Here is a 22,789-nt window from a genome sequence, read left to right as displayed (position 1 = left end):
AAATTATTTCATGAAAATTCTGCTAACGATTTCTTTATTGGCTACTTTTCTGCTTTCAGTAGTTTTTCCTAAAAATGAACATTCCATGGATGGTAAAAAATTTCCTGAATATATTGCTGAATGGCTGATTGCTGATCAGTTGATATCTCAAGGTCTGGTGGAAGATGCCATGGTTCAGATTGAAAAAATTTATCTTCTTGCAAAAGCAGATGAAAATCATCCGCAATTGTATAAATGTCTGCTTAAGATTGAAACTCTGGCAGTACAGAAAGATGAGTTAGGACAAAAAGGAATTATTAAGAGGTTGGAAGAAAAGTCAAAGACTCTTAAGGAACCATCTTTGTCACTTTTGAAATCAGTGCTTGGCGAATTGTATTTCAATCTGTCACAAAATTCTTATTACGGTCGCGGCGGGAAAACTGATGTACAGGGAATTGAACAAGATACAGCAGATTTGGACAGTTGGTCGAATGTAAATTTGATTAAAAGTTCAAATAAATTCTACCTATCCTCTATACAGGCTGATGAATTAAAAAAAGCAGGGACGGAGGATTATAAAAGTATTTTGGATTTGAAAAATGATCAACTCTACAGACCGGTGCTGTTTGATGTATTGGCACATCGAGCCATAGCTCATTTTGCTAATGTGCAAAGCAGTCTGGTAACTTTTGGGCAAGAAATCAAGCCTGCGAATCAATTTGCTCCTGTAGAACAATATTTACAACTTGATTTTGAACCCGGCTCCGTCTGGTCTCTATTTCAGAAAGTGATCGCATTTCATCGCCAGAATATGCAATTGGAGGCGGTTATTGATGCCAATCTTGCCAGATTGAAATATGCTTATCATTTAAATGCAGGTTCTGAAGAGTTTCAAATCATGTATCTAAATGCATTGGGAGAATTTGAATCAACCTTAAGGTCTTCCTCCCAAAAAGATTTAGTTAGGTTGGATTTAATTGAATATTACTATTCGAATGCAGTGACACAAGAATCTCAAATACCCACGCCAAAAACAAAATACCTAATTAAAGTGGATTCGATTTGCAAAAGTATGCTGTCTACAAGCGATACCACCTTAAAGAATAAAATATCAGCGTATCAATCACTAATCCGAAAATTGGATTTCAATATTAATTTAGAAGAAGTGAATCTACCTGGAAAACCATTCCGAATGTTGGTTCAACACAGGAATTTGAATGAATTAAATTTCAAAATTTATAAATTAACCCCTACTAATGTAGATCTGAATCCGGGTGTGGAGCAAGATCAGTTAATTACTTATTTTCTAAAACAAAAACCCATTCGTCAGTGGAAAGATCAATGGCAGCCAAGTCATGATTTTAATTACCATCAAATTGAACTTAAAGTAGATGAACTGGAATCGGGGGCTTATGCAATTCTAGCCTCCGTTGATAGTAAACTAGATAAAAATTCTTTAGTGAAATTTGGATATTTTCAAGTCTCCGGAATTGCTGCCATTACGCTAAACGGTATTGGAGGTGGTCAGCAAATTTTGGTGATGGATAGAGAAAAAGGTCATCCTATTAAAGGCGCCATTGTAAAAACTTACGAGCCTACCAATAAATACAATCGCAGTCAACCTGAATTTAAAATTCAAGATCAATTTCTTACCGACAAGGATGGGAAGGGTATGGTGAAACCAAAGAATGGTTTTAGGTTTAAAATTGAATATAAAAAAGAAAATTTGTATTCGGACCAATGGTTGTATAGCTATTATTCCGAGTCTGCTGGTGACACTAAAACAGTTCAATACTATACGGACCGTAAAATTTATCGACCTGGACAGACAGTATACTTTAAAATATTGAATTTGCAGTTGGATAAAAACAGCCTGCCAAAAATTCTTCCAAACCAAAAATCCACTGTAATCCTTTACAATGCTAATCATCAAAACATCAGTGAACTCAAAGTAAGTGGTAATGCTTATGGCACAGCGCATGGTAGTTTTGTGCTTCCTGCATCTGGGTTGAACGGAGATTTTTCATTGGGAATTGAAGGGATGGGACGTTTTTATTTCAAAGTAGAAGAATACAAACGTCCTTCTTTTGAAGTTAAATTAAAAGTTCCTGAAGATGGAATCAGTTTAAATGATTCTGTAAGAGTAAAAGGATCTGTTCAAAGTTTTAGTGGCGAGCCTCTTGCAGGTTGCACGATAAGTTATAAAGTTTTGAGAAGTACTTATGCTCCATTTTATCCATGTTGGAATTTTAAACAAATTTTTCCCTCTCAAGAGGACCAGTTGGATTATGGAAAGTCTACCACTGATGAAGATGGGAATTTTGAATTTGTATTTTTTAGTAAAGCCTCACCTGGTAGCGTAGAGCAGTCCTCTATTAATCAGTTTAAATTAATAGTTGAAGCTCTCAGTTCAACAGGAGAAACGCAAACTACCAATGGTAATTTACAGCTTAGCCATCAAAAGATATTTTTGTCCTCCAATCTCAAAGCATTCATGATGCAGGATTCAGTAGAAAGAGTTCGTGTGTTTTCGAAAAATTTGAATGGCACCTCCCTCAACGTAGAAATGCAATGCAAGGTTTTTGAAATTGAAGTGCCAAAAACATTTTTAAGAAGAAGATTGTGGAGTAAACCAGATCTCAACAAATATTCACTAAAAGAATACAAAAGAAATTTTCCCTATGATGTATATGATCGAGAAGATGAATTATCCTCATGGCCAATCGGCAAACTTTTGTATGAAATAAATACACCTGAAACATCTGAATCAATTTTGGCATTGGCCAAAATTCCAGCATCAACAAGAGCCATTAAGTTGGTTGTTCAGGCCAAAGACAAATCAGGGAGGATACAAACGTATGAAGATTATTCTATTCTGATAAATGAAGGGGGAAGTTTGATTTACCCAAAGCCGGAATTACTTCCACTTTCTGATCAAGTTATTCCAGGACAACCGGCTGATTTTATAGCAATTTCGGCAGCAAAGGATAGCTGGTTTTATGGTGTTTATGAATCCCGTAGTGGGACACAAAGCAATTGGTTTAAAACAAGTTCATCGATCAAACTAAGGTATAATCCGATCGTCAATGATGGAGGATCAATATATTTAAGCACCATTTGTGTATTGCAAAATAATATTTTTGAAATTCATAAAGAAGTAAATATTCCATGGAAGTCCAAGAAGTTGGATATCCGTACCAACAGTTTTCGAAGTAAAATCCTGCCAGGCTCAATGGAAGATTGGGAATTGGAAGTCTTGAATGCGGATGGGAAACCCCAAACAGTTGAAGTATTGGCTTCCATGTATGATGCTTCTTTAGATGCAATAATTCCATTTAAATGGGAAGCTGATTTTTGGCCATCCTATAATTCGAGACTTGGCATAAATTCGGTTGGTTTTAACATGATGTCATTGCATTCCATTTCTTATCTTGATTGGTTGGGTTTAGATGGGCTTCCGGCATTTAAAGATTACACAAGTCTCAATACTTTTGATATCACAAATTCATATAACCCTTGGGTGGTAATGGCAACACCTATGCAATCCAGAGATGCAGGTGCAGGGAATGATGGTGTCCGTTCTCCTGGGAAATCTGTTAGGTTTGAAAAACAGAAGGAGGAAGCTGGGGATGCGTTAGAATCTTTAAAGGAGGTTGAAAAACCTAAGGAATTTCAAATGAGAAAAAATCTTAATGAAACTGTCTTCTTTTTTCCTCAACTCAATACTGATCAGCAAGGGAAAGTTAAATTTTCCTTTAAAATGAATGAAGCACTTACACGTTGGAAATTGCAAATCCTTGCCCAATCAAAAGACTTGAGTTGTGGTCTACAAACTTATGAAGTCATTACACAAAAGCCTATACAAATAAAGCCATTTTATCCTAGATATTTTAGACAGGGGGATGAAATGGAGGTTTCTGCATTAGTTTCTAATTTGTCAGATGAGTATCAAAATGTTGAAGTTTCTTTAAAAATATTGGATGCATTGACTAAACAAGATTTGAGCAAAATATTGAAACTTAGGGAATCCGTCCAAATTGCTAAACTTGATGTTGGGAAAAGTCAATCCGTTTTTTGGAAACTAGCCATTCCTAAAGATGAAACCAGGATGTTACTGGTACAGTTTACAGCAATTACTCCCAAACATACAGATGGAGAGGAAATGATTATTCCGGTCATCACTAACCGAAAATTGATTACGGAATCAATGGCGTTGCCTATAAAAGGAAATGAAAAGAAGACTTTTAATTTTGAAGCCTTTACAGAGGCTTTTACCTCGACGGCAGTGCCAGTTAACTATGTCATTGAATTTAGTTCCCATCCGGTTTGGTATGCAATTCAATCGATGCCATACATCATGGAATATCCTCATGAATGCAGCGAACAATTAATGAGTCGCATATTTGCAAATTCTCTTGGCCAGCATATTCTAAGTAAGTATCCTAGAGTTAAAGATGTTCTTAACCAAATAAGGATTCAGGGAGTAAATAGATCTCCATTATTGTTGAATCAGGAACTAAAATCTGCTGTGTTGGAAGAGACCCCTTGGGTAATGGATGCTAAGAATGAGCAAGAACAGTTGGACAGGATTAGTTTGCTTATGGATCTTAACAACCTAAGCCACAATCTTGATCAATCAGTTCGAAAGTTGCAAACTCGACAAGCTTCAAATGGAAGCTTTTCATGGTTTCCCGGAGGTTATCCTGATAGATACATGACTCAACACATCATTAGTCAGATTGCACATTTGAGGCGAATGAATGTTTTGAATTCCAATAGTAAAGAATTGTTGACCATCGTGAATAAGGCTCAGCAATATCTCAATGAAGAAATTCTTAAAGATTATGATCAACTTGCCCAACAAGTTAAGAATGGATATGCTAAGTGGGAGGACAACAATCTTTCACATGTTCAGCTGCATTATTATTATTGCAAGTCCTATTTTTCTGATTGGCCTTCGAATGACCAGTTAAAAGTTGTGCACAATTACTATAAGTTGCAATTGGAAAATCATTGGAAAGCAAGAAGTCTATATGATCAAGGTTTGGCAGCCTTAATATTGCACAAAATGGGGGACAAGAACACGTCCTTATTAATTGTGAAATCTCTGAAGCAACGTTCGATATCACATCCGGAATTAGGTATTTATTGGAAAAATAACTGGAGCTTCTCTTGGTATGAACAACCTGTGGAAACTCAGTCACTCATGATTGAAGTATTTTCAGAAATAATAAAGGATCCAATATTTGTTGATCAGATGAAAGTCTGGCTTTTGAAAAACAAGCAAACACAAAACTGGGGGACAACAAAATCAACGACCGAGGCTATCTATTCTTTATTGGCTTTTGGGAATTCATGGGTAGAGTCATCCCGTACAGTTGAAATTGAGTTGGCAGGTAAAACTCTTGATATTGGTCAAACTGCTGCAGGGACGCAATATTTTAAAAAGTCAATTCCTGTCGATAAAATAACAAAGGAAATGGGTAAAATCATGGTAAATAATCCAAATCCCAATATTGCCTGGGGAGCCGTTTATTATCAATACCTTGAAGATCTGGACAAAACTAAAGCTTCTAAAAATGGAGTCCTCGAGCTTAATAAGCAATTGTATATTAAAAAGAATAACAATAAAAAAGATGAACTAATACCTATCACTGAAAGAACACCAATAAAACTTGGTGATGTAGTAACTGCAAGAATTATTCTCAAAACTGATCGTCCTATGGATTATGTTCATCTGAAGATAATGCGATCTGTTGGTTTGGAGCCTACTATTCAACTTTCATCTTACATTTGGGAAAATGGGGTTTCCTATTACCGATCACCAAGGGATCTTGCCACCGATTGTTTTTTTAGCACTTTGCCAAAAGGAACTCACGTAATTGAATATGAAATGAGAGCAGTTCATAAAGGGAACTTTTCAGATGGGGTGACAACCTTACAATGCATGTATGCACCTGAATTTGCAGCACACAGTAAAGGATTAAGGATAATGATCGAATAATTTAACAAGTTCATCTAAAATCAGGATTCTATAAATTGGACAGGTATTAACTTTGAAATAAAAAATGAACGAAAAAAGTAAATCTAATCAAGCAGATGATGTTATCCGAAACCACACTATCTGGTCAATGGGTGCAGGGATGATTTGGGTGCCAATTGTTGATTTTTTAGCAGTTTCTGCAATTCAATTGGATATGATCAGACAATTGAGTAAAATCTATGATCAGGATTTTAAAGATTCACAAGGAAAAGCAATTATTTCGGCCTTAACCAGTTCAGGGGCATCTCGTTTGGCAGCTAGAGCTGTTAAATTTATTCCCGGTGTAGGTACGATCCTTGGTGGTATAACCATGTCTGTCATGAGTGGTGCCTCAACTTATGCATTGGGTGAATTGTTCAAGAAACACTTTGAAACAGGAGGGACTGTCCTTGATTTTGACCCAAAGGCTTTTAAATCTCGGTATGAAGAGTTATTTGAAAAAGGGAAGGAGTATGCCCAGCAGGCTCAAAGTCAACGAAATAGTCAGGAGAATAAGCAAGAATCACAAAATTTTACCAATACTCCAAATGATGAAAAAAGGACCAGATCTACTATAGATCAATTGAAAGATATTGCCGAGTTAAAGGAAAAGGGCTTGTTAAGTGAGGAAGAATACGAATCTTTCAAAAGAAGGATACTTGAAAACTGAAAAATTCGGCTCTAAGTCTTTTAGTGTGCCATATTGTTTGAATTGTTTTAACAAATTTGATTTCTTCTCAACAGATTGAGGTGGTAACTATTTATATGAAGCAATAGGCCAATGGGTATTCTTTGAGTTTTTGTGTTTCATGGATCTTTTTTAGGATATTGATTTTTAATGGCTGTTTCTTCACAAATCTTTATTTAAGACGTTTGATCTTGGGATAATGCTTCCGGTTGATCGGATTGTATTATTTTTGCGATCCATTATTTAGACGGTAGAAAATGAAGTACTACATTATCCTTGCTCTGGCCTTGTTTAGTTCAAATATTTTTAGCCAAAAAGGCGACATTCGTGGAAATGTGTATGATAAGAGTACGGGGGAACCCATTTCTTTTGCTTCTGTCTACCTTAAGGGAACCACGGTAGGAACTACTACAAATGAGTCGGGATTTTATACATTGTCAGCAATACCAATCGGGGATTATACGCTCGTAGTCAGCTTTATTGGTTACGATACCCTGACCTACGATTTTTCACTTAGAAAAGGTCAAATAATTAACAAGCAATTCAGTTTGGTTGAATCAAACATAACTTTGGATGAGATCAGTATATCTGGAAAGAAAGAACAATCCAGAACTGAAGTGAGAGTTTCGTCTATATCTATAACTCCAAAGGAGATCAAGGCTCTCCCATCTACCGGTGGGGAGGCAGATATTGCCCAATATCTCCAAATCATACCAGGGGTTATCACTACTGGAGATCAAGGGGGGCAAATTTATATACGAGGTGGATCCCCGGTTCAAAATAAAATCCTGTTGGATGGAATGACAATCTTCAATCCATTTCATTCCATTGGAATCTTTTCAGTTTTTGAAACTGAAATCATTCGTTCTGCGGAGGTTCTTACGGGTGGGTTTAGTGCTGAGTATGGAGGAAGGGTATCTGCAATTGTTGATATGAAGACGAGGGAGGGGAATAAAACCCACTTTGGAGGTTTGGCTACTGCAAGCCCATTTATGAGTAAACTTCTACTGGAAGGACCGATTAGTAAGTACAAAGAAGGCAAAGGAGGAAGTACTTCGTTTCTGTTGACTGGCAAACAATCCTACATCGATCAGACGTCCAAGACTTTATATAAATATGCTTTGGATACACTTACAGGCAGTCTTCCATTTAGTTTCACTGATATTTATGGAAAAGTATCAACAATTAGTGAAAATGGATCATACTTAAATTTATTTGGTTTTAATTTTAACGACAGGGTTAAATATGCCGGCTTGGCTAATTTGAACTGGCAAGCTAGTGGGGGCGGAGCTAATTTTAAATTGATTCCTGGAACTTCAAGCATCATTGTTGGCGGTAGCGTTGCTTTTTCTGATTATAAAATAAAGCTGGATGAAAGCCAGTCCGATCCAAGGACAAGTAATATTAGAGGACTTCAGGCAAACATAGATTTTAGTTATTTTGGCAGGAGGTCAGAAATTAAATATGGGCTTGAATTCAACGCATTCAAGACCGATTTTGAATTTACCAATTTTCTCAAAGTGCCTATTGTCAGTGAGAGCAATAACACAGAAATAGCGGGCTTTGTCAAATATCGTTATGCTTCAAAACTCTTCGTCTTTGATCCAAGTTTTAGGATTCAATACTATGCTTCTCTATCACAAGCAAGATTTGAACCCCGTCTAGGTATGAAGGTAAACGTCAGCAATCGATTTAGGCTTAAAGCGGCGGGCGGACTTTATTCTCAGAATCTGATGAGTTCTGTAAGTGAAAGAGATATTGTGAATCTTTTTGTAGGATTTCTAACAAGTCCGGAATTAATCTATGCAAGTCATGCTGTAGGTGGGTTTGAATTGGACTTGAGTACTAATACTGAGTTGAATGTTGAAACTTATTATAAAGATTTTAGTCGTTTGTTTAATTTAAACAGAAATAAAAGAAAAGTTCAGGATCCTGATTATACAGAAGAGACTGGTAATTCTTATGGCATTGATTTCTTGTTAAAATCAAACTGGGTGAATTGGAGACTTTGGTTAGGCTATTCGCTTGGCTTCGTCAATCGTGATGATGGAGTACAGAAGTTTCCGGCATTATTTGATCGTCGCCACAACATTAATTTTGTCCTGGACTACCAGTGGGGTAGGGCGAAATGTTGGGAAGCAGGCATGAGATGGAATCTCGGTTCCGGTTTTGCCTTTACCAAGATTCAGGGATTTATAGGAGATAATTTTATACCGAATGGACTTGAAACCAATTTTGGAATTGAGAATCCTGATATTGGTGTTGTCTATGCTGAAAAAATAAATTCAGGAAGGTTGCCATATTATCACAGACTTGACCTTTCGATTAAAAGAAGAATTGATTTTACTAAATTTCTTAATCTTGAAATTGTTGGAAGCGTTACCAACGCTTACGATCGAAAAAATATCTTTTATTTTAATGTTGTGGAAAACAAACGTGTAAATCAACTGCCTATTTTACCTTCTTTGCTTGTTGCGCTTCATTTTTGATTGGTGCATTCCTTTATAGCAAGATTTATTTCTTCTATAGTGAAAGGAACTTTTAGATTCCAGGTATTAGAATTCAAATAATTCAAAACGTTGCAAATCTGAATGTTGCTTAATTCAGTATGTGCTGGCATTTCTTGTTTGCCTTTTCGAAGTCTTTCGGTTGTAATACCTTTTTTTATCCAACATGGAATTTGACTTCTGTTTTGATCGTACCAAAGGACGTCTTTGAGTCCGGGATATAAATCTCTCAAACCATCCATTTGTGCCCCATGACAGCCGGAACAGTAGGTCTCATATACAAGTTTGCCTTCCTTGAATGTTTCCGGAGAAAAGTTGCAAGAAAAATAAATTGTAATTAATGCACTAAATTTTAACAACTTCATCAAGTAGGATTTGAATGTCTTTAATTAATCGGTCTGTTTCTTTTTCATCTGTTCCAAGACAATAAGAACGAAGGTGTCTCTTTTTGTCTACTAATAATATCCATCCACTATGATTTATACCACCAGGACTATCCGGGTCATCTACTGCAATACTCATGTATGCATTCATGAGGGAACGGATGTCTTCCTTTTGTTTGCCTTGTAGAAATAAGAAATTAGCATTTTCAATCCCTAATTTGTTTGAATATTCTTTAAGTCTTGGAATGCTGTCTTTCTTAAAATCCAAACTATAGCATAAGTAAAGAATATCCTTTTGTTCAGAAAATTTGTCTTCAATCCTCATCATGTTTCTCATAACCTTAGGACAAATTGTCGGACAAGAGGTAAAGAAAAATGCAGCCAAATGAATTTTGCCATCTAACATTTGGGCATTGAATTCCAGGCTGTCCTGAGTCAATAGTTGAAAATCAGGAATCTTTGAAAAAATCGTGTCGTTGTTTTCTATAGTATAATTACCTAATATAGGAAGACTTTTTTCTTTGCAGGATTGCAATGCGAAAAGTAAAAAAAAATAGAAATAAAATGTTTTCATCTCTGTAAAATTTGAATTCTGAAAAGTAAGATACATAAAATATTACATTTTTTTTCGTCCGATCAAAGAGCATATAGGACAATTTTCTCTTGTATGACCTCTTGCTGGACAATATTTTCTTCCAAAGTAAATAATTTGCAAATGAAGTTTGTTCCAGCTGGAAATTTGGAAAATGCTTTTTAGATCACGTTCTGTCTGAGTTACATTTTTACCATTTGTAAGTCCCCACCTCCAAGCTAAGCGGTGTATGTGTGTGTCTACTGGAAATGCAGGTGTGTCGAAAGCCTGACACATTACGACAGAGGCAGTTTTGTGGCCGACACCCGGAAGTTGTTCGAGTAATTCAATGTCGGCAGGGACGTTGCCATTGTATTCTTCCGACAATATTTTTGAAAGTGTTTTAATATTTTTTGCTTTGGTTCCAGAAAGACCACATGTCCGAATGACGGCTTGGATTTCATCCAAGGAAACATTTTTCATTTTATGTGGATTATCAGCTAAGGCAAATAAAGCAGGCGTTATTTTATTGACTCGCTCGTCAGTACATTGCGCAGAAAGTAAAACTGCGATCAATAATGTATAAGGGTCCTTATGTAGAAGAGGAACTTCTACTTCCGGAAAATATTTGTCCAGCGTATCTTGGATGAATCGTGCCTTTTCCTGTTTAGTCACCAAATTTTAAAACTACAGTTGTAACAAAAAATTCATGGTGTCATTCATGTCTGCATAATCAGATAACCCAGGATATTGAGCCATTCCGGGAGCTGTTACCACTTGGTCGCCGATTTTTTGTGCGCTAATGACACATTGGATGAAATCCCTATTCTTCAAAATGTATTGATAAACGGCTTCATTATTTTGGTAATGTTCAAAATAAAGACAAGCTAAGGGTGAGGCAATTCCAGTATGTTCTAATAATAAAATGCTTTGTCCTTGTAAGAATTTTACTTTGTTCAAAAGATAAAGTGCTAATTGATAATCGTAGTTGTTTTGAAACTTATAATGATTTCTAACATAATCAAATTCCTTATCTAAGATATTTAAGAAATGATCAAAATTAAAATTTACAGGAACAAGTATTTTGCTTACATTTCTGCAGCCCATTCCATAATAGGAAAATATATCCTGCCCGATGGCTTTAATGGTTTCATCATCTTCCTCACCCCCTAGTACTGCTATTGAATTTCGATGTCCCCTGATGATATTTGGTTTGTGTTGAAAATAATATTTGAATTGATTTGCAGCCAGGGTGCCACCAGTTGCAATAACCGCATCATAATTTTTTAATTGATGAACGATGTGAATGTTTGCATATAAATTGCTGTCAATTTCTTTGATGAGTGAAAAGATCCAGTTATATAAATGGGTATCTTTTTCAGACAATTTAATTTGGACAGCATTTCCTGAAATTAAAATGCATATCAAATCATGCATGGAAACCAAAGGGATGTTGCCAGCTGATATTAATCCAATAAGTTTAGGTTTATGCGTTGAGGGAAAACTGTAATTATTCACCCATTTATTGAGACTTTCTGTATTTAAATAATTATTTACTATGTGGTCGACCATTCGGAGAATTTCTTTTTCGGTAAACCACGGGTTTGCATTTTCTGCATTCCGGAAAGCCTCATTTTTTAATCTGGCACTATTAGACATTTCCATGCCCAATTTGTGTAATGTCGATATAATTTTTTGAACCGGCATTTAAATTGATTAGGATAGAATTTTATTTTAGTTCTGTTCTTCAGATTCAGCTTCCTCAACTTTATCTTTTCTAAAAGAAAGATAATGCCGCCATTTTTCAACTAATTGAGTGAAATCCTCTGGAGGTTCTATTTCGAAAAACATCTTCTTCCCGGTAACCGGATGAATGAATCCAAGGCTTCTGGCGTGTAGGGCAAAACGCGGCATGAGCTTAAAACAGTTCTGGACAAATTGCTTGTATTTTGTAAATACCGTACCTTTTACTATACGATCCCCTCCATAACGTTCATCGTTAAAAAGTGGGTGACCAATAAATTTCATGTGAACTCTGATTTGATGTGTTCTCCCTGTTTCAAGTCTACATTTTATCAGACTGGCGTAATAAAAAGATTCTATGAGTTCGTAGTGGGTAACGGCATGTTTCCCTTCCGTTCCATCTTCAAAAACAAACATCCTTTGTCTGTTCTTAGGATCTCGTCCAACATTTCCAACGATAGTCCCAGAAGAGGGTTCAGGATCACCCCATACCAAAGCAATATATTCTCTTTCTATGGTGTGGTCATAGAATTGCTTAGATAAAGCAACATGCGCAAAATCTGTTTTTGCAACGATTAGAATTCCAGAAGTTTCTTTATCGATTCTATGTACAAGTCCATACCTAGGTTTCTTTTCAAGATTCGGATCAATTCCAAAATATCCAGCAAGCGCATTTACCAGTGTTCCGGAGCTGTTTCCGCCAGCCGGGTGGACTACCATCCCTGGTTTCTTATTTACCAACAAAATATCATCATCTTCGAAAAGAATGTCAAGTGGTATATTTTCCGGAATTATGTCCTCGTTTTCATGAAATCTCGGGAAAACCACATCTATCACATCCAAAGGTCGAATTTTGTAATTCGATTTTGTAGGTTTTTGATTAACGGTGATCATGCCTGCTGTGATGGCATTTTGAATCTTGTTTCTGGATACTTTTGGAATCTTTTCATTGAGAAAATGATCCAAACGTAAAGGTCCCTGACCGGGGTCTACGGCAAACTGAATGACTTCAAACTCACTTTCGTCAACAATTTGGTCTTTCTGAACTTGTATATCTTGTTCTAAATTCAAGGTGAGGGCTTACTTTTGTAAAAATTATATTAATGGAGAGCAAAGCTATAAAACACTTCGGTACTGTATTGTTAAAAACAGTTAATGATACGAGAACGACGACACCCCATCAAATTCCAATCTATGCCACAGCTGCTTTTGAATTTCAGAGCATCGAAGAAGGTATAGAGATTTTTAAAAATCAACCCGGAGGTCATGTTTACAGCCGTTATGGTAATCCTACGGTTGAGGCAGTTGCTCAGAAATTAGCAGATTTGGAAGCATTTGATTCAGGTCAGCAAGCTTATGGATTGTTGACTTCCTCTGGAATGGCTGCGATCCATTGTGTCATGCAGACTCTTTTGAGACCTGGAGACTTAATCCTGACTCAAAGTAATCTTTATGGAGGAACAACCGAGTTGTTCCAAACGGTATTTGGCCAAAATCAAGTTGATTTAATGTTTATGGATTTCAAAACCCCAGAAGAAATTGATCTCGCCATCCAAGAGAAGGCTGGTAAGGCGGTTATTTACCTGGAAACACCAACCAATCCTGTTTTGAATAGCATTGATATCAAAATGATATCAACGATTGCCAAACGCCATGGTGTTAAGGTAGTAGTAGATAATACATTTTCTACACCTTATGGCATGCGTCCATTATCATTGGGTGCCGATGTCGTTGTACATTCTACCACAAAGTTTTTACACGGTCATGGAGCCTCTACAGGGGGCGCTATTTTGAGCTTTGACAAAGAATTGATTTATAATCGGTTGTGGGTTTTTCTTAAATTGATTGGAAGTGTGGCGAGTCCATTTGAAGCCTTTTTGTTGGATTTAGGCCTTAAGACCCTTGAAATTAGAATGAAAGCCCAATCATCTAACGCTATGAAATTAGCAAAATTCCTGGAAAAACAGCCAAATGTCACCAGAGTCAATTATCCCGGACTAGAAAATCATCCAGATTATGAGTTGGCTAAAAAACAAATGCATTGCTTTGGGGCAATGTTGAGTTTTGAAATTAAAGGTGGAATTGATGAGGTGTCAAAGGTGCTGAGAAAATTACAATTATGTGTAATCGCGCCTTCATTAGGCGAAACTGAAACTATGATATTGCATCCCGCGACGATGTCACACCTTAAAGTTCCAAAAGATATCAGGTTAAAAAATGGGATAACGGATGGTTTGATCAGATTGTCTGTTGGGCTTGAAACAGTAGATGATTTGATATTGGATTGGGAACAAGCTTTGAAGGCAATCTAAGCTTATTAGCTGCATCTTGGCTACAAATACCACAGTTTATATTAAATTTTTAGCTTAAAATTGGCTAAAGGCTGTTAACTTAGGTACTTTTGCAGCGCGAAAACGAATTGTAACAATGGAGCATATCAGAAACTTTTGTGTAATAGCACATATTGACCATGGCAAAAGTACTTTGTCTGACCGCCTGTTGGAATATACTAAAACTATTTCCGTCAGAGATATGCAAAATCAAGCACTGGACGATATGGATCTGGAGAGGGAGAGAGGAATTACTATCAAGGCGCACGCGATTCAGTTAAAATACCTTCATACGGATGGTCAGATGTATGTTTTTAATTTGATAGACACACCCGGACACGTAGATTTTTCTTACGAGGTTAGCCGATCAATTGCTGCTTGTGAAGGAGCTTTACTGTTAATTGATGCAACCCAGGGGATCCAGGCTCAGACCATTTCAAATTTATATTTAGCCATAGAGCACAATCTTGAAATTATTCCTATCCTCAATAAAATTGACATGGACAATGCCATGATTGATGAGGTATCTGATCAAATAATCGATCTTATTGGTTGTGACAAAGAGGATATCGTTCTTGCCAGTGGAAAAACAGGAGCCGGAGTTCCGGATTTGATGAAGGCTATCGTAGAGCGCATTCCAGCGCCTAAAGGAGATCCAAAGGCTCCATTGCAAGCCTTGGTCTTTGATTCTGTTTATAATTCTTTTCGTGGAATAATTGTTTATTTCCGTGTGCTTAATGGTACAATCAAAAAAGGCGAGAAAATTAAATTTTTCAATACTGGAAAGGAATATGATGCGGAAGAAGTGGGTTATCTCCAAATGACTTTGATGCCGATGCCGGAGGTAAAATGTGGTGATGTGGGATATGTTATTACCGGAATTAAGGACGCCAAGGAAATCAAAGTAGGAGATACTCTTACTGCAACTGCAAATCCTTGCAGCGAGGCCATTAAGGGATTTGAAGAAGTAAAACCAATGGTTTTTGCAGGAATTTATCCAATTGAAAATGAGCATTTCGAAGACCTTAGAGACAGTTTGGAAAAGCTACAATTGAATGATTCTTCTTTGGTCTACGAGCCTGAGACGTCTGTTGCTCTTGGATTCGGTTTTCGATGTGGTTTTTTGGGAATGTTGCATCTGGAAATTATTCAAGAAAGGTTATCCCGTGAGTTTAATCAAGAAGTCATAACAACGGTTCCGAACGTTTCTTACATAGCCGAAACCACCAAAGGCGAAATTCTCAAAATCAATACACCTAATGATTTGCCGGAGCCAAATTATCTAGAATATGTAGAAGAGCCATATATCCGGGCCCAGATCATTACGAAGCCTGATTATATTGGGACCATTATAAAACTTGGAATGGAAAAAAGAGGTGCTCTTGTCAAACAGCACTATCTCACGCCAGAGCGAGTGGAACTTACATTTGATATGCCACTGGCTGAAATTGTTTTTGACTTTTATGACCGTTTGAAATCATCCACAAAAGGGTATGCTTCATTCGATTATCATCCTTTAGATTATAGAAAGTCAGACTTGATTAAACTGGATATAAAACTTAATGGAGATAATGTGGACGCACTGACAGCACTCGTTCATCGATCTAAAGCGGATGCAGTAGGCAGAAAGATGTGTAAAAAACTTAAAGAAATTCTTCCTCAACACCAGTTTGTAATTGCAATCCAAGCTGCCATAGGAGGAAAAGTGATTGCTCGGGAAACCATATCTGCACTTAGGAAAGATGTAACTGCAAAATGTTATGGTGGTGACATTTCCAGAAAGAGGAAGTTATTGGAGAAGCAAAAAGAAGGTAAGAAAAAAATGCGCCAGATAGGTTCTGTAGATGTTCCACAAAAAGCATTTCTTGATGTTTTGAAACTGGATGATTAGAATTCATCCAACCTTACATTTCTCAATATGAACTATTTAAATCATATCTATACATCCTTAGTTGAGTTATTTCAATCTGAATACAATCTTGTTACCAATTCACAGGATTTCAATGTTTCAGTCTGTAGAAAAGAATTTGAAGGAGATTTTACCATTGTGCTTTTTAACTGGGCAAAGAAAACCGGAAATAGCCCTGATGTCATAGGTCAGGTAATTGGAACTTACTTATTAGAAAAAGAAATGATTCAATCCTTTAATTTAATTAAAGGATTTATGAATTTTAGCATGAAAGAAACCTGGTGGATTGAATCGCATAATCAAATCAATTCACAAAAAATTGATGAGAGAGTTAAAATTTCCTATCCTGAAAAATATTTAGTAGAATATTGTTCTCCTAATACCAACAAACCTCTTCATCTAGGCCATATCCGAAACATTTTATTAGGTTGGTCAGTTTATCGCATTCTCCAGGCAGTAGGACATGAAGCGCACACGACTCAAATAATCAATGACAGAGGAATAGCTATATGTAAAAGTATGCTTGCATGGAAATTATTTGCAAATGGCAAAACACCGGAGGAAGAAGGTAAGAAATCAGATCATTTTGTAGGAGACTATTATGTACTGTTTGAAACCAAATTTAAAGAGGAATACAAAAATTGGCAAATTGGTAAAGAGGCAATTGTAATTTACCAATCAAAGAGAAAGGAAGGTGAATCTGAAGAAGTTTTTTTTACAAGATTTAAAAATGATTATTTTAATCAATTTAGTGTTTTAGGTAAAGAAGCTGGAGAAATGTTGCGGAGCTGGGAATCCGGAGACAGTGAAGTTGTAAGTCTTTGGAAAAAAATGAATAAATGGGTCTATGATGGATTTGATTCAACTTTCGCAAAACTCAATGTTTCATTTGAATCTGTCTATTATGAATCCAATACCTACCTTTTAGGAAAGGATATTGTTCAGCAAGGATTGGAGAAGAATGTTTTCTATCAAGAAAATGATGGCTCGGTTTGGATTGATTTAACTCATTCTGGTTTAGATAAGAAAATTTTATTGAGAAGTGATGGGACTTCGGTATACATTACACAGGACCTAGGTACAGCGCAGATGCGACATCAGGCTCATCAGGCTGATCACTACATATACGTTGTAGCAGATGAGCAGGATTACCATTTTCAGGTCTTGTTTGAAACCCTACGCATGCTTAATGTGCCATATGCAAAAGGTTTACATCATTTATCTTATGGTATGGTTGAATTGCCTTCCGGTAGAATGAAGTCAAGGGAAGGTACCGTGGTTGATGCAGACGATTTGATTGCAGAAGTTATAGAAGAGGCTGAAAATTCTGCGATGGAGCGTGGGGAACTTTCCAGCATCAGTGATCAGGAAAAAAATGATCTGATCGCCAAAATCGGAATGGCTGCATTGAAGTATTTTTTGTTAAAAGTACAACCCAAAAAGCGCATGGTATTTGATCCCAAGGAATCTGTAGACATGCAAGGGCATACCGGTCCTTACATTGTTAATGCCTTTGTGCGAATTAAATCAATATTGCGTAGACAAGAACCCCAAACGGATCATTTGCCCCCTATTTCAGTTACACAAGGAGAGAAGGAATTGATTGGTTTATGTTTGAATTATCCCAAAGTTTTACAGGAAGCTGCCCAGCAATTGGATCCATCACATCTTGCCAATTACTTGTATCAAATGGCGAAAGACTTTCATCGGTTTTATCATGATTACAGGATTCTTAATGCTGAAACCGAAGAAATTAAAATGTGGCGGTTAAAAATTTGTAAAACATTTAGTGATCATTTAGAACATGGGATGGGCTGTCTTGGAATTCCTATGCCGGATAGAATGTAAATAAATAGCAACAACATGTCAGAATCAACAAGTAATGAGCATTTCAATTTTATTGAAGAGATAATAGAGGATGATATAAAAAACAATAAACATGGAGGAAGGATTCATACACGATTTCCACCAGAGCCAAATGGATATTTGCACATCGGTCACGCAAAGTCTATTTGTTTAAATTTTGGGCTTGCCCAGAAGTATAATGGAAAAACAAATTTAAGATTTGATGATACAAATCCGGTTACTGAGGAAGTCGAATATATTGATTCAATTAAAAGTGATATAAAGTGGTTGGGTTTTGATTGGGAAGGAAGAGAGTATTATGCATCAGATTATTTTCAACAAATTTATCAATTTGCTGTACAACTTATAAAAGCTGGGAAAGCTTATGTGGATGATTCATCAGCAGAAGAAATAAGTAAAATGCGAGGCATTCCGACTTCACCCGGAATCATGAGCCCTTTTAGAGATCGCACTGTTGAAGAAAATTTAAGCTTGTTTGAAACCATGAAAAATGGATCTTTCAAGGAAGGTGAAAAAGTTTTGCGTGCTAAAATTGATATGGCTTCTCCGAACATGCACATGCGGGATCCAATTTTATATAGAATATTGTTTACTCCTCATCATAGGACTGGTACGACATGGTGTATATATCCAACATATGATTTTGCACATGGCCAAAGTGATTCGATCGAAGGTATCACACATTCTATTTGTACCTTGGAATTTGAAAATCATCGTCCACTGTATAATTGGTTTATCCAGGAGTTACAAATTTTTCCTTCAAGACAAATTGAATTCGCTCGTCTGAATTTGGAATATACAGTCATGAGCAAAAGAAAACTTTTGCAACTGGTAAATGAAAAAATAGTCTCCGGATGGGATGATCCTCGAATGCCAACGATCAGTGGAATGCGCCGAAGAGGTTATCCTGCGTCTGCGATTAAGCAATTTGCAACAGAAGTAGGTGTGGCCAGAAGAGAAAATTTGATAGAATTACCTCGTCTGGAAAATGTCATCAGAGAATGTTTGAATCGAGTTTCAATCAGAGTAATGGCCATATTGGATCCCATTAAAATAACTATTACAAATTATCCTGAACAAATTGACTTTATTGAGGTGGAGAATAATCCGGAAGCTCCTGAAGCAGGAAGCAGAATGGTTCCATTTGGAAAGAATATTTATATTGAAAAAGAAGATTTTATGGAGGTTCCACCTCCTAAATATTTCAGACTTTCACCTGGAGGCATGGTCAGATTAAAATCAGCATTCATTATACGATGTGATGAAGTAATTAAAAATAACAAGGGAGAAGTTGATCATCTTTTATGTACTTACTTTCCAGAAAGCAAAAGTGGTCAGGATAATTCAGGATTGAAAGTTAAAACGACCATTCACTGGGTAGAACAAAGCTCTGCGGTAAATGCTGAAGTGAGATTGTATGATAGATTATTTAATGTGCCTGAACCAAATTCTGGCGAGGAAGATTTTAAGTCACTTATAAATGAACAGTCACTTATTACTGTGACAAATGCCTGTGTGGAGCCTAGTCTAAAAGATGCTGTTCATGAAACAAGATATCAATTTATAAGGAAAGGTTATTTTTGTCTCGATGTGGATTCTGAAAACGATAAATTAGTATTTAATAGGATTGTTTCCTTGAAGGATTCTTGGGCCAAAATTTCCGAAAAAGGATGATTTGATTGATCGCCATTTTCAATTTAAATAAACTTTTGATGAAAAATATTGAAGTATTGTTGTCAAAATATGGGGAAAGTCACACCAATAGAATAAATAAATTCATTCATTGGATATGTGTTCCCTTGATCATGTTCAGTTTGATAGGTCTCATTATGTTGATCCCTTTCCCTTTTAAAATTAGATCACTTAACTGGGCTGTGATAGTTCTTTCGATGGCTTTGGTCTATTATTATAGACTTTCAAAACCATTTTTTTTTGGTTTTATGATTATTTCAGTTGTATTAATTAAAGTTAATCAACTCCTTATAGAGTATTGTATTTCCAATTCGTGGAATGCAGGATTGGTTTTGTTTCTAATTTTTGTTATTGCCTGGATAGGACAGTTTGTTGGACATAAAATCGAAGGAAAAAGACCTTCATTTTTCGAAGATCTTCAGTTTTTACTCATAGGCCCAGCTTGGTTATTGCATTTTGTTTATAAAAAAATGGGCGTCTCCTATCTTTAGCCTGCTGATGATTAGATTATTCATGAAGTATAAATCAATCGGTATTTTACGTATTACATCTTACTTAATAACCATTTTCTTCGATTGATGCCTTCTCGTGTTTGAATGGATATTAAATACAATCCACTGGATAAATCGCTGAGTTCTAAATCAAAAATATTAGCGTGAATATTAGATTTGTTTAGAATAATTTGACCGCGAGAATCTTGGATAGCAATATAAATTAATTCATCACCCTCTGAATGAATTGTAAGCCTTCCATTAGATGGATTAGGATACACATTAATCTTACTAATTGAAAAATCTTTGGTAATAACATTGCAACCAAGTTCGAATGGACCAAATGTAAAAAGACAAGCCATACTGTCACCTTCAGGTTTGTCTGAAGCAATAAAATAATATTTACCTACTTTAAATTGATTTGGATTCTGATTTGGTAATTTATTTTGAAGACTCTCGTCATACCAGAAACCTTGAACATTGCCATTGTTGAATTCCAGCAGTATCTTTCCATCTGCTTCTAAACAACTTGAAGGGTTGGTTATTTTAACATCTAGTAGCCTTATTAATGTATCTGGATAGTCTACTTTGAATTTTATTTGTTCTCTACAAGCATAATTGTCTTCGATAAATAACAGACTGTCATTAATATTTAAATCTTTTATTTTTTGAATTAAAAATGTGTCAAATATTCCTATCAATCTTTCTTGTACAAATATTCGATAAGTGTCTTGTAAGGCATGGGATGATTGTACAAACATTTCCGGGTCACGCCCTGTGCATCTGTCATAAATCAAAGTATCAATTTTTAAACTTAATGGATTTTTAATCTGCACTTCATAGTTATAATTATAAAAATTATTGCTTTGATCTTTGGCTGTAAAATTAAGAGTAGATGAGCCAACCGGAAATATTTCATCTGGTTGAGGGCCGGAGGTTTGTTTGAGTTCTGTCACAACGCAATTATCGGTTGCAACAGGTCTTGGTACTAAAAGATTGCATCGATAACTAATACTGTCTTTCCAGGTAAGAATGCTTGGTCTTATAGTATCCAGAATTTCAATTGAAACAAATCCATTGGTAACATTACCTGCAAGGTCTTTTACACTAATATTCATTTCAGACAATGTAAGATCTTTGCAAGTAAAAGTGTCTTTATAAATTGTTATAACCACACCCGTGTCACAATTCTCTGTCACATTTCTTTTAAATAATCCCGGGTCAATTAAAGCATATCCTTTTGTATTTAGATATAATTTTTGCGAAGGGAGCTTTGTAATGCTTGGCTTAATAGTGTCAAGCACATTAATTAAAAGTGAATGCACCTTTACACAGTTGTTTTTATCAGTAATCGTACACATGTAAGTGCCGGGCAATTTATTTCTGATTCTACTGTCTTTCTCGCCCGTGTTCCAAGTATAACTATAAGGCTCCGTTCCACCTTTGGTGATTAATTCTACATCTCCACTTGATTCACCAGGACAAGCAGGGTGCTTGCTAAATAAATTCTGAACAGAAAGTGCGTCAGGTGCATTAATGGTAAAGATTTTTATAAATTCACAAGAATTGTTATCAGATACGGTAACTGTGTAATCACCTTTTTTAAGATTACTGATGTTTTTAGTCTTTTGGCCATTTGACCAATTGTAAGAATAAGGGCTAATTCCACCGGTAACAGTAAGATTGATTAAACCATCTGCATCTGAAGCACAATTAAGATTGAATTTTCCACCCCAACTCAAATTTATTGGAGTTGGCTGAGTTAAAGTTTTATTCAGAACTACTGAAGCGCCTATGTTGTCCGAAACAGTTACTGAATATGATCCGGCTGAAAGACCATTAACTGTGGAAGTATTCAATCCATTTGACCAATTGTATGAATTGGGAGGGACACCATTTGTTGCAAGGACTGTAATGCTTCCATCTGTAAAACCATTGCAGCTAATATTCTTAAATTGAGTAATTGAGGCTCCCAAGGGTGGGGGGCCAGGCATATTTCCTGTTGCCTGTGCTAAATCCATTAAATCATTAGAATTTCCGTTGGGAATGTTGGCTATAATTGCTGCTGTATACATGGTAACAACTTGTCCGGATGCCATAGTTGGGGCAGTCCAGGTTACGGTCCAACTTACCTGGTTGCCTCCAGAGAAGTTTTTTGCTGGATTGTGTTCCCAATATGATCTCCCACCTGAAGGCGTTATAGTTGAGCTAGAACTTGCATTTGAAAAAGTGCCAATATTGTTATTGGATTGATCTAAGGCAACCAACTGGAAACCACCCCTTTCTGCATCAGTTGGGGGTGTAGTGTTATTGTTTATTCTAACAGTAATAGTATATGCATTTCCTGGAGTAATGCTAGTAGGCAGACCTTGAATCTCCACATTGCCACTTAGGTTTCCATGGCCTCCAGGTGTATGACAATTGGTACACATACCGTCACCAGGGGCTCCAGTATATCCATTAGGAGGGTTGTCAGAATATCCTAAAAATAAGATAGATGCAAAAAGTAAAGAAAACAAAAAGTATAATCTATTCATATACAAAAGTCTATTTATGATAAAGTTATGCAGTTTAACCTAACTCAAATAACCTTAATCCAATTAATTGT

General features: G+C 36.2%; 14 protein-coding genes. 8 read left to right on the top strand and 6 right to left on the bottom strand.

The features are described from left to right. Nucleotides 1–10 precede the first annotated feature (10 nt). The 3 genes from IPJ53_10120 (at nt 11) to IPJ53_10110 (ending at nt 9,178) form a co-directional block, all read left to right on the top strand. Complete coding sequence (locus tag IPJ53_10120) at nt 11–5,983, top strand: hypothetical protein (protein MBK7799460.1); 5,973 nt, start codon at nt 11–13, stop codon at nt 5,981–5,983. Nucleotides 5,984–6,047: 64 nt separating this feature from the next. Continuing rightward, on the top strand, nt 6,048–6,671 hold the full coding sequence (locus tag IPJ53_10115; GenBank protein ID MBK7799459.1) for a DUF697 domain-containing protein: 624 nt from the start codon (nt 6,048–6,050) through the stop codon (nt 6,669–6,671). Nucleotides 6,672–6,946: 275 nt separating this feature from the next. After that, entirely contained in the window at nt 6,947–9,178 is a 2,232-nt protein-coding gene (locus IPJ53_10110) for a TonB-dependent receptor (GenBank protein MBK7799458.1), read from the top strand. On the opposite strand, the gene IPJ53_10105 is transcribed toward IPJ53_10110, so the two are convergent. Genes IPJ53_10105 through IPJ53_10085 form a run of 5 tightly spaced genes read right to left on the bottom strand, consistent with a single transcriptional unit; the run spans nt 9,169 to nt 12,964 of the window. Next, the gene (locus tag IPJ53_10105; protein ID MBK7799457.1) at nt 9,169–9,561 is read right to left on the bottom strand and encodes a c-type cytochrome; all 393 of its coding nucleotides are present in this window, start codon (nt 9,559–9,561) and stop codon (nt 9,169–9,171) included. The two genes, IPJ53_10110 and IPJ53_10105, sit on opposite strands and share 10 nt — an antisense overlap. Further along, a complete protein-coding gene (locus IPJ53_10100; GenBank protein MBK7799456.1) occupies nt 9,542–10,153 on the bottom strand; it encodes an SCO family protein in 612 nt (203 codons plus the stop codon). The genes IPJ53_10105 and IPJ53_10100 overlap by 20 nt, the downstream gene beginning before the upstream one ends. A 42-nt stretch (nt 10,154–10,195) precedes the next feature. After that, nucleotides 10,196–10,825, bottom strand: coding sequence for an endonuclease III (nth, locus tag IPJ53_10095; protein MBK7799455.1), 630 nt, complete (start codon nt 10,823–10,825; stop codon nt 10,196–10,198). A gap of 12 nt (nt 10,826–10,837) precedes the next feature. Continuing rightward, a complete protein-coding gene (locus tag IPJ53_10090; GenBank protein MBK7799454.1) occupies nt 10,838–11,857 on the bottom strand; it encodes an acyl-CoA reductase in 1,020 nt (339 codons plus the stop codon). A 27-nt stretch (nt 11,858–11,884) separates the two neighbouring features. Beyond that, nucleotides 11,885–12,964, bottom strand: coding sequence for an RluA family pseudouridine synthase (locus IPJ53_10085; protein MBK7799453.1), 1,080 nt, complete (start codon nt 12,962–12,964; stop codon nt 11,885–11,887). A 32-nt stretch (nt 12,965–12,996) separates the two neighbouring features. Here IPJ53_10085 and IPJ53_10080 point away from each other — a divergent pair, with 32 nt between their 5' ends. The 5 genes from IPJ53_10080 to IPJ53_10060 all read left to right on the top strand — a co-directional run bounded on the left by IPJ53_10080 (nt 12,997) and on the right by IPJ53_10060 (nt 20,181). Then, nucleotides 12,997–14,205 (top strand): aminotransferase class I/II-fold pyridoxal phosphate-dependent enzyme, encoded by a 1,209-nt coding sequence (locus IPJ53_10080; protein MBK7799452.1) that lies wholly within the window; start codon nt 12,997–12,999, stop codon nt 14,203–14,205. Between the two features lie 115 nt (nt 14,206–14,320). Continuing rightward, entirely contained in the window at nt 14,321–16,114 is a 1,794-nt protein-coding gene (lepA, locus tag IPJ53_10075) for an elongation factor 4 (protein ID MBK7799451.1), read from the top strand. 27 nt (nt 16,115–16,141) lie between these two features. Next, the gene (locus tag IPJ53_10070) at nt 16,142–17,980 is read left to right on the top strand and encodes an arginine--tRNA ligase (GenBank protein MBK7799450.1); all 1,839 of its coding nucleotides are present in this window, start codon (nt 16,142–16,144) and stop codon (nt 17,978–17,980) included. A gap of 15 nt (nt 17,981–17,995) precedes the next feature. Next, nucleotides 17,996–19,672, top strand: coding sequence for a glutamine--tRNA ligase/YqeY domain fusion protein (locus IPJ53_10065; GenBank protein ID MBK7799449.1), 1,677 nt, complete (start codon nt 17,996–17,998; stop codon nt 19,670–19,672). Nucleotides 19,673–19,710: 38 nt separating this feature from the next. Further along, nucleotides 19,711–20,181 (top strand): DUF962 domain-containing protein, encoded by a 471-nt coding sequence (locus IPJ53_10060; protein ID MBK7799448.1) that lies wholly within the window; start codon nt 19,711–19,713, stop codon nt 20,179–20,181. Nucleotides 20,182–20,234: 53 nt separating this feature from the next. Here the strand turns inward: IPJ53_10060 and IPJ53_10055 are convergent, their stop codons facing one another. Beyond that, complete coding sequence (locus tag IPJ53_10055; GenBank protein MBK7799447.1) at nt 20,235–22,718, bottom strand: T9SS type A sorting domain-containing protein; 2,484 nt, start codon at nt 22,716–22,718, stop codon at nt 20,235–20,237. Nucleotides 22,719–22,789 lie beyond the last annotated feature (71 nt).

It is taken from the genome of Candidatus Vicinibacter affinis, assembly GCA_016714365.1.
In the GTDB taxonomy this organism is placed as follows: domain Bacteria; phylum Bacteroidota; class Bacteroidia; order Chitinophagales; family Saprospiraceae; genus Vicinibacter; species Vicinibacter affinis.
Note: the sequence above shows the minus strand (reverse complement) of the source record. Positions and strands in the feature narration are given on the sequence as shown.

Excerpts from the sequence above, each read along its gene's own strand:
- IPJ53_10090 (MBK7799454.1), bottom strand. The coding sequence starts at position 11,857 with ATGCCGGTTCAAAAAATTATATCGACATTACACAAATTGGGCATGGAA.
- IPJ53_10110 (MBK7799458.1), top strand. The coding sequence starts at position 6,947 with ATGAAGTACTACATTATCCTTGCTCTGGCCTTGTTTAGTTCAAATATT.
- IPJ53_10060 (MBK7799448.1), top strand. The coding sequence starts at position 19,711 with ATGAAAAATATTGAAGTATTGTTGTCAAAATATGGGGAAAGTCACACC.
- IPJ53_10070 (MBK7799450.1), top strand. The coding sequence starts at position 16,142 with ATGAACTATTTAAATCATATCTATACATCCTTAGTTGAGTTATTTCAA.
- IPJ53_10080 (MBK7799452.1), top strand. The coding sequence starts at position 12,997 with ATGGAGAGCAAAGCTATAAAACACTTCGGTACTGTATTGTTAAAAACA.
- lepA (MBK7799451.1), top strand. The coding sequence starts at position 14,321 with ATGGAGCATATCAGAAACTTTTGTGTAATAGCACATATTGACCATGGC.
- IPJ53_10065 (MBK7799449.1), top strand. The coding sequence starts at position 17,996 with ATGTCAGAATCAACAAGTAATGAGCATTTCAATTTTATTGAAGAGATA.
- IPJ53_10105 (MBK7799457.1), bottom strand. The coding sequence starts at position 9,561 with ATGAAGTTGTTAAAATTTAGTGCATTAATTACAATTTATTTTTCTTGC.
- IPJ53_10100 (MBK7799456.1), bottom strand. The coding sequence starts at position 10,153 with ATGAAAACATTTTATTTCTATTTTTTTTTACTTTTCGCATTGCAATCC.
- IPJ53_10055 (MBK7799447.1), bottom strand. The coding sequence starts at position 22,718 with ATGAATAGATTATACTTTTTGTTTTCTTTACTTTTTGCATCTATCTTA.
- IPJ53_10120 (MBK7799460.1), top strand. The coding sequence starts at position 11 with ATGAAAATTCTGCTAACGATTTCTTTATTGGCTACTTTTCTGCTTTCA.
- IPJ53_10115 (MBK7799459.1), top strand. The coding sequence starts at position 6,048 with ATGAACGAAAAAAGTAAATCTAATCAAGCAGATGATGTTATCCGAAAC.